Raw genomic sequence first — 7201 nt, 5'->3', positions numbered from 1 at the left:
TTGCCGATATTCGAGTTTGATCACGACTGGTGCTTTCGAGATACACAGCGAACAGAACGCAGATTTACTTAATACGCCGCACATACGACGGCGCTCAATTACACAACCCGGCTTTTCAACAAGTTAGAGTAGAGAACTAGTAGGACAGTCCTCACAATTCCGGTTGCTCAAATACATAAAGCCGCGATTTCTTTGCATCGTCTGTCAGAATATAAAGAAGCCCTTTGGTCTCATCGAGCGCGATCCCTTCGGGATGTTTAACTTCTTTTTGTTTTCCATCTTCCGTGAACGTCAAACTGATAGCTCTTACGGACTTGGATTCTGGATTGAAAACGAAGATTTCACGGCCTTTGTCACTCACAATCCAAAGAGAACGTGAGGACGGGGACCATGCCAGGCCGCTCAAATCCAGTCCATCATCATCTACACGCTCGGAGATAAAACCTGCATCGCGGGCTAAAGGAATCATCTCAACAATTTCGTCTAGCGCTGGTGATACGACCATTAACAGCCTTGGTTGTCCTTCAATGCCAATGAAGACCCGCCCGGATTCCGGGTCAACGGCGATCCCTTCGGGCCCCTTGTTCAATGGGTTGCCGACAAGTAATTCAGCGGCGGCCGAGTAACCTTTGAGAGATGTGAGAGGGATTGTGGTCAGTCGAACGGGGTTGGTTGGGTGAACAACTAGAATTGATCGGTCAGTTTCCTGAACCACCAAAACAGATCCATCTTTTCTTGATGCAACGCCCTCCAGATCTGATCCCTCCAATGATGGCAACTTAAAGGAGTTTCCCAATGTCCCGTCGATTCCAAGGAGGTGCAGTTTAGGTTCAGCGTCGCTTACTGACCACAAGAAGCCTTCAGCGTTGGACAGAGACAATCCGGAAGGTTCCGAGAAGCCTTCCGATTTACCCGCCACCTTGAAGGAGTCGACGAGTGTCAAACCAGGACTCTCGGCATGGGCGCGCTCAATCCAAGCCAGCAATGCAAAAGCAGTGCTTGTAAAAGAAGCCAGTGTCCCAAGCTTGGGGAAGCACCGTGAAAACCCAAGTTTCGACCGAAGCAGCTTGTGTTCTGACATTGGATTTTCTCGCGCTTGGACCATATCCCTGTATCAGTGTTCGTATCACAGTCCGGATGCGATGTCCGAAGAATGCACGGAAATCTCTTTACCTGATCCCGCCTGTTGCGATTGAATTGAATGGGGCACGAAGTGCCTTTGGTGAAGCGTAAGCCTTTGGCGTGAGCAGGAAGGAAGACAAGTTGAACAAGGCTTTCCCACTCATGGCCGTGCTATTGATGATGCTGTTGCCAGGTGCTGCGGTAGCACAAGTCGACCCCGCGACGATGCTGGCCGGTACTTCAGAGTCGGAAATACTTATCGAACGACGTTGGATACAGTTTCGGGGCAAACAGGAACTGTATTTTTTCACTCTCGATGTGATCGTCACAATCATTCTGGCTGGCTTGATCGTCTATCATCCGGTGAGACGCAAAGCCCGTAGAAGTGTCAGCGATATCGTCATGCCAAGGCTTTTCTTTCTCTATGCGCTTATCGGCATGGCGGTTGGCTTTCTGGTAGTTCAGCATGGGTCAATGATTGGTTTCGTTATCTTTGGCATTGGCGCGTTGCTCAGGTTTCGCTCCAATCTGGATGATCCGGTCGATACAGTCGAAATGATAATCGTAACGGTTCTTGGTCTTGCGGTTGGTTTGGGCTTGCCGCTGATGGCCACACTGGTGGCGATTGTGTGTTGGTGTTTTATTTGGCTCGGAGGGCGAAACAAGGGCGTGGAAATTTCGCTCAAGGCCACAGACGAAGAGCACTCGTTGAAAGTCAGCGGAGACATTGAAGCCATGGCCGCAGACGCTGGCTGGAAGCTTGTCAGAAAACACCACGTTCCCGGCAAATCTCGCGTTTCATTGCTTTTCATCACCTCGGGTGGACTTTCGGAAGCCCGGATAGAAGAGATGATAAACGACATGGTTCCTGAAAAAGTTGAACTGAAGCTCAACCTCTAGTCATTTGACAAGGTCCAAACGTTTCAACACCGCGTTCGGGGATCTGATCTCTTTCGGAAGCGACTTGAAGTTTACCGACCTTTCGAAATCAGGTCCTCGATATACTGCTATCCCAAATTCTCCGTTTGGCTGGAATGTAACATGAGTGAAGCTATGAGGTGATCTGGCGTTATCGCCAATAAGCCGCCGCGGGCCACCGCCCAAGCAAGCCTGGGAGACATAAGCCACGCCGTCTTTCCAACCTGGATAGAAGGCATGATGGTGGCCTGAAAGGTGCAGAACGACACCGCTTTCCAGGTAGATCTTTTCAAGTGTTGGGTCACCGATGATTTCGCGTTCGCGCTGAATCGCGAAGGGCCAGAGTGGGAGGTGACTGAAAGTGACAATCGGGTCTCCATTTGCGCCCAGTTCCTCAAGCCTGTCCTGCTGGTCGCCGGATAGAGGTCCCAAGGTCGTAGCGTCCAAAGACGCAAACGTTACGCCCTGCATCTCAAAAGCGTAGAAAAACGGGTAGTCATCCGAAACCAGAAAATCGACGTCTGGTTTTCTCGGTGTCCATTCCTCTGCGTATATTTTTCTTTCACGCTCGAACCCACGGTAGGCGGAGGCATCATGGTTTCCTGGCGTGACCGCAAATGGAATGCCGGCAGCCTCTAAAGGATCTGATACGGCCTCGTGAAACGCCTTCCACATCTCCCTGACCTGTTTGTCGGATAAGTTGGGGATGCGCTGTCCCGCAACCATATCTCCGGTCGAAATAACCAGATCTGGATCAATCTCGACTATCCGCTCAATCGCTTTGTCGACGCGGGCATCGTATCTTACCGAACCATAGCTTCCGTTCAGATCCGATATGACGATAACATCCAATGCCACCGCTTTGCAGGCGATCAGAGCGGTCCAAATGAACGCCGCAAAAAGGGTGGAAAGCTTACGGGGCATTACAGTCCACAGCCTCTACCTCGGTGTCGTTTCTCAAAAAGAATGCGACAGGATCCAAGTCGAACATCAAATCGCCATTTGAACAATTGTCCTGGAGGATGGACGTTGCCAGCTGGGTGTTTTTTACAACTTGTGCAATCTGCCTATCTGACAACCCAAGGCTCTGCGACAGCCAGCCGTAGACGGGACCTTGAGATTTAAGATCATTATTCAAAGAAACCAAGCGCCGATATGTGCTTGGAGAGAAGTGGCGAATTTTCTCCAGCATTTGAGTAGATTTCGCGAAGTTGGCATACTCGACACGCCCGCCAGCATCGTTGTCGTTTAGATTGCTGCGACGGATCAATAACGCGTCGGCGGGAACGTCTCCATCGTTTGGCTCATGGTGCTTGGCTTTCTTATGCTTCAGTTCTCCGTCTTCGACCCAATACCAATAGGGTGTGAAGTCTATGTTTCCCACACGGTCCTGCTGGCTAAAGATGAAATCGAGGAGCACGATCTCTGTAAGTTCTTGCATCCAAAGTGCCATCTGTTGGTCGATGACATCGGGGCCGAGATCCTTGTTGATCATTCGGTCTTTTCGGCCTTCTTTAACGCCCTCTGCAATGGCTTCTGACAAGGGTTTCGAAGACCGCAAGGCCAAGAAAGCAGGAGTTTCCTGAAAATCGCGGTTTTGACCTTTTCCCCACCCAGATTTGCGTGTGCCGTTGATTTCCGAACCGTATCGATGCCCAGGACTATCAAGCAGTACACCGTATATTTGCATTCGATCTGCGGTGAATAGATCATCGGTCGGTTGGTATGAGTTCGGGTCAGCGTCCGCAGCTGCAAAGACCCGCCAGCCTTCATGGTTCATGCGCCCGCCGCGAGAGCCACCAGAAATCGCAAGGCCAGGCTCTGCGACCTCTGAAAAATGCGCCTGGGCGTCCATGCTGCGCCAAACGGCGACAGGAACTTTGACAGTCGTGTCGAAATATCGGGAGAAATGATAGTAAAGCAGCGACGAGGTGGAAAAGGTTCCACTGGTGCCCTTTTGGTTCATGGTGGATTTGAATTTGGCCACCCTGTCCTTGGCCAGATCTTTTGCTGCCTTCCCCTCCTTGCAAGCGTTTCTCTCGAATTCAGAACGGTTCTTCTTGTAGGGCCCTTCCGAAATATCGTAGACGGCCATTCCTGGGCTGGTGCTCCAGGTTTTCGGGCAAATAGCAATTTCGGTGGCATAGAAATCGATCTCGCAATAGGCCGTTTCTTCCTCAAGATCGCTTTTCTTATACTCGCCCGTTGGAATTTTTTCGATCCGAATACAGAGTTCAGTAATGCCGTTAGGACTATCAAATGTGGTGGCTTCACCTAGAACATCGTCGTTCGCCCATAAGACGGTGGGCGCAATGAGAGCAAGTGACCACAGAAGATTGAACTTCATTTGGATAGTCCTCCCAAAATCATTTAGGGCAAATCGCTGCCTGTTGTTCGGTGGAGATCTTCAATTTGGGGTCGACGCTGAAGTTGGAGAACTTTGAATCAATCCACTGGTCGCATCCGCCTGAACATGGGGCCCCGTTTCGGGCATCATTCCAATATTCCTTGGCCCTTTTCTCCGTCCAACCGCAAAACTGAACGAGCGCCATTGCCGACAATGCACCCGAGGAATGAACGCCCCACATGCAGTGCACCAGGACAGGACCCTTTCCAGGGTTTTTAATCACCTCGTGTATGGACGCCATGACAGCATCGGGTCGGGAGGATCTGGCGCCTTGATAGTCAAAGGATCCGTTTCCGCAACTGGTGCGACCGTATTCAGTGTTTTTGCCGAAGTCCGCATAAAACCCGGTTGAAAACCCCTCATCACACAAAGCTTCGCGTTGTCCTTCACTCAGGCCCGTTCGCCCCTTGTCGCCGCCTTTGAAACCGGAGCGATACAAAACTCCGCTCAATACGGGTCGAAAGAAAGCGACGCCATCAACACCTCCATCGCCGCCCTTTGATAGCATTTGACTGTTGCTTGGACCGCCGTTTCGGCTTGTTACGTCGGAATTCGCAGCGGTTGCGAGAACACCAATGAATATGAGGGACGTCAAAAACCGCATGTCAGTTCCTTTCTTTTCTCACGCGCCATATTCTCACACGCTTCACACTTGGTGGTCTGTTGGAGAGGCTCATTCTCGGCAGCTATATCGAGTGGACGATAATCTTTCTGCCGTGAAGCTTTAAATCGGCCACACCAGGTTGATGATAAAGACGACCACGAAGTAGGCCAGAAAAACTTTCCAGTTCCATTGGTGTTTGCTTTCTTCGTTGATCACGCCGGACGACTTCAATGCCAGGTTTGTGACAATCAGAGCGACAACGATGACCGCCGCATGTGCCAGATCAAAATGCATACTAGTGCTCCCTATTGCGGATGTTAGATCGATGAAAATGTGTCAGCAGTCACCTGATGGCAGCATAGCTACATCTGAGTACCTTCCGTCAGATGTCGTGATCCGAGCACATGCACCAGTATCCTTGTTAAACCAGTACGAGGTCAGCCCTTCGCTTCGGATGAGTTCAAACCCGAGACTTTGAATACCCATTTCAGCTTGGCCCGCTCTTGCCCCTTCAAATGACGAAAGATCGCTAGAACTGCCAACAGTTGATGCACTTGCATCCACCGAACCGCTACTCTCATCACATGCTGCAAGCGCCGAAATGCACATTGTGCCGATCACCAATAGGACCTTGGGTTTCATCTGTTTTTCCCTCGCTTTTTTGGACTTGCGTTCCAGGGTTTCTGATTGATCACCTATTCAATTCCGAAAATGACGTTGTAGTCGACAGAAGAGTTGCTGCGATTGATAACCTCCACAACATGATCACCGGATTGCCAAAGCTGTCCTCGATACTCCTTGTCCGCCGACATCAATCCCAACAGTTCAGATCCATCGGGGTTGCGAATAACGTAGTCCAAGGAGCCATTTCGCGGAGCAACGCGAACGTAAAGGAACTGTTCGTTTTTGGCACCCAGAACGTATTGCAGCGACGCTCCGGGCACGAGTTCACCAACGAGTTCTGCGCCAGTGGAACCAGCATCGAATTTGACGCGTTGGCTACCAGTAGACCCGGCGGCGCCTGCCATGGCTCCACCGCCATCATCCATCGCTTCGACAACCGACATCTCGCCGATGCTACCATCCTTGTACGCGATGCAGCGCCAAAGTGTTCCGCCTGCGTCTCGTAGCATGACGAGCGTACCAGCTTCCGAGAACTGAGAGCTTTCAATCGTTCCGGATTGACCGTCTGGTCCACCAACCTGCCGCAAATGGTCGATACACGCGTCGTCGGCTTCTGATATTCCAAAAGCAGCTGTGCCCGCGATTGCGAACATGGGTGTGAGGAGCTTGAGTAAAACGAGTTTCATCAGATGGTTCCCTGTTGGCTTGTCCTTACTGTTTTGTTCCGTGCAAAGCGAAACCTCACTTCGCGTCTCTTAACTTTGACAGAAATTCATCGCATGCCTGTGCGCTGCCGACGATCTCGCCCGTCGTTTCAATTCCTTGCAGTGACGCCATTTCGGAATTTACGCGGTTGAGGATCTGATCCGCTTGCTCGGCGGTGATCAGGTTCTCGGCTTGTGCTCCTTTCAATGTTGTGCAGACACCGGCGGACAAGCCTGTCGCAACGCCAACACCCACCGCGGCCCCGCCACCCAAGGTCATAGTCCCAACCACGCCGAGGACGAGCCCGATCACAACACCCAAGATCACTTTTCCCATGTTTTCCTCCCTATTGGTGAGAAAGAGTTCAGTCTTCACTATTGGCGCAAACTGCGTGCCCATCTACAAATCAAGACCAGCGCTAACAGGTTGAGCACAGGCGCAGTCGCCGCGAACCACGGCTTGGCGGACTCCGAAATTAAGTCCGCTACAAGTATCCAAGGCAATCCCAACGGTAGCAGGAACACTCCGGACAAAGGGTCTCGTTCCTGTCCCAACCAGCCAAATGTACCCGTCAAGAATGCAACCAACGCCAACAGGTACATGACCGCGAATACGATGATGGTGGTTCTACAAACCAAGTCGAGCCTCAGCAGATCAAGCCAGTGCTGCGCAGCCGTTTTCAGCTACGCAGCAGACTGCTCACAATGCGCCTTCGTCGCCCAGGAACTCGATACCAGCTGTCGCGCCATCACTGTAAGCAATGCAATTCCAAGGAGCACGATCCTCGCCAACGCCGACTGTGACCTGTGTTCCCGCCTCGC

General features: G+C 51.5%; 9 protein-coding genes. 1 reads left to right on the top strand and 8 read right to left on the bottom strand.

Annotated elements, in window-relative coordinates; genetic code table 11:
• Positions 1–151: 151 nt before the first annotated feature.
• Entirely contained in the window at positions 152–1081 is a 930-nt protein-coding gene (locus tag AC2TAD_RS22150; protein ID WP_282121539.1) for an SdiA-regulated domain-containing protein, read from the bottom strand.
• Positions 1082–1263: 182 nt separating this feature from the next.
• On the opposite strand from AC2TAD_RS22150, the gene AC2TAD_RS22145 reads away from it, so the two are divergent.
• Positions 1264–2022 (top strand): DUF4956 domain-containing protein, encoded by a 759-nt coding sequence (locus AC2TAD_RS22145; RefSeq protein WP_480870697.1) that lies wholly within the window; start codon positions 1264–1266, stop codon positions 2020–2022.
• On the opposite strand, the gene AC2TAD_RS22140 is transcribed toward AC2TAD_RS22145, so the two are convergent.
• From AC2TAD_RS22140 to AC2TAD_RS22110, 7 genes are all read right to left on the bottom strand, one after another.
• Positions 2023–2964: a metallophosphoesterase family protein gene (locus tag AC2TAD_RS22140; RefSeq protein WP_480870695.1), complete on the bottom strand. Its 942-nt coding sequence runs from the start codon at positions 2962–2964 to the stop codon at positions 2023–2025. It lies immediately after the preceding gene.
• The gene (locus AC2TAD_RS22135; RefSeq protein WP_480870692.1) at positions 2954–4387 is read right to left on the bottom strand and encodes a hypothetical protein; all 1434 of its coding nucleotides are present in this window, start codon (positions 4385–4387) and stop codon (positions 2954–2956) included. Before AC2TAD_RS22135 ends, AC2TAD_RS22140 begins: the two co-directional genes overlap by 11 nt.
• A gap of 19 nt (positions 4388–4406) precedes the next feature.
• Positions 4407–5051: a protein-tyrosine phosphatase family protein gene (locus tag AC2TAD_RS22130; RefSeq protein ID WP_170710078.1), complete on the bottom strand. Its 645-nt coding sequence runs from the start codon at positions 5049–5051 to the stop codon at positions 4407–4409.
• Between the two features lie 120 nt (positions 5052–5171).
• Entirely contained in the window at positions 5172–5345 is a 174-nt protein-coding gene (locus tag AC2TAD_RS22125) for a hypothetical protein (RefSeq protein WP_170493938.1), read from the bottom strand.
• Between the two features lie 42 nt (positions 5346–5387).
• Positions 5388–5693: a hypothetical protein gene (locus AC2TAD_RS22120; protein ID WP_170710079.1), complete on the bottom strand. Its 306-nt coding sequence runs from the start codon at positions 5691–5693 to the stop codon at positions 5388–5390.
• Between the two features lie 53 nt (positions 5694–5746).
• A complete protein-coding gene (locus AC2TAD_RS22115) occupies positions 5747–6361 on the bottom strand; it encodes a hypothetical protein (RefSeq protein WP_170710080.1) in 615 nt (204 codons plus the stop codon).
• 55 nt (positions 6362–6416) lie between these two features.
• Positions 6417–6716 (bottom strand): hypothetical protein, encoded by a 300-nt coding sequence (locus tag AC2TAD_RS22110; protein WP_480870688.1) that lies wholly within the window; start codon positions 6714–6716, stop codon positions 6417–6419.
• Positions 6717–7201 lie beyond the last annotated feature (485 nt).

The sequence above is a fragment of the Ruegeria sp. HKCCD7628 genome, assembly GCF_057221005.1.
This window is presented reverse-complemented; position numbering and strand designations above follow the sequence as displayed.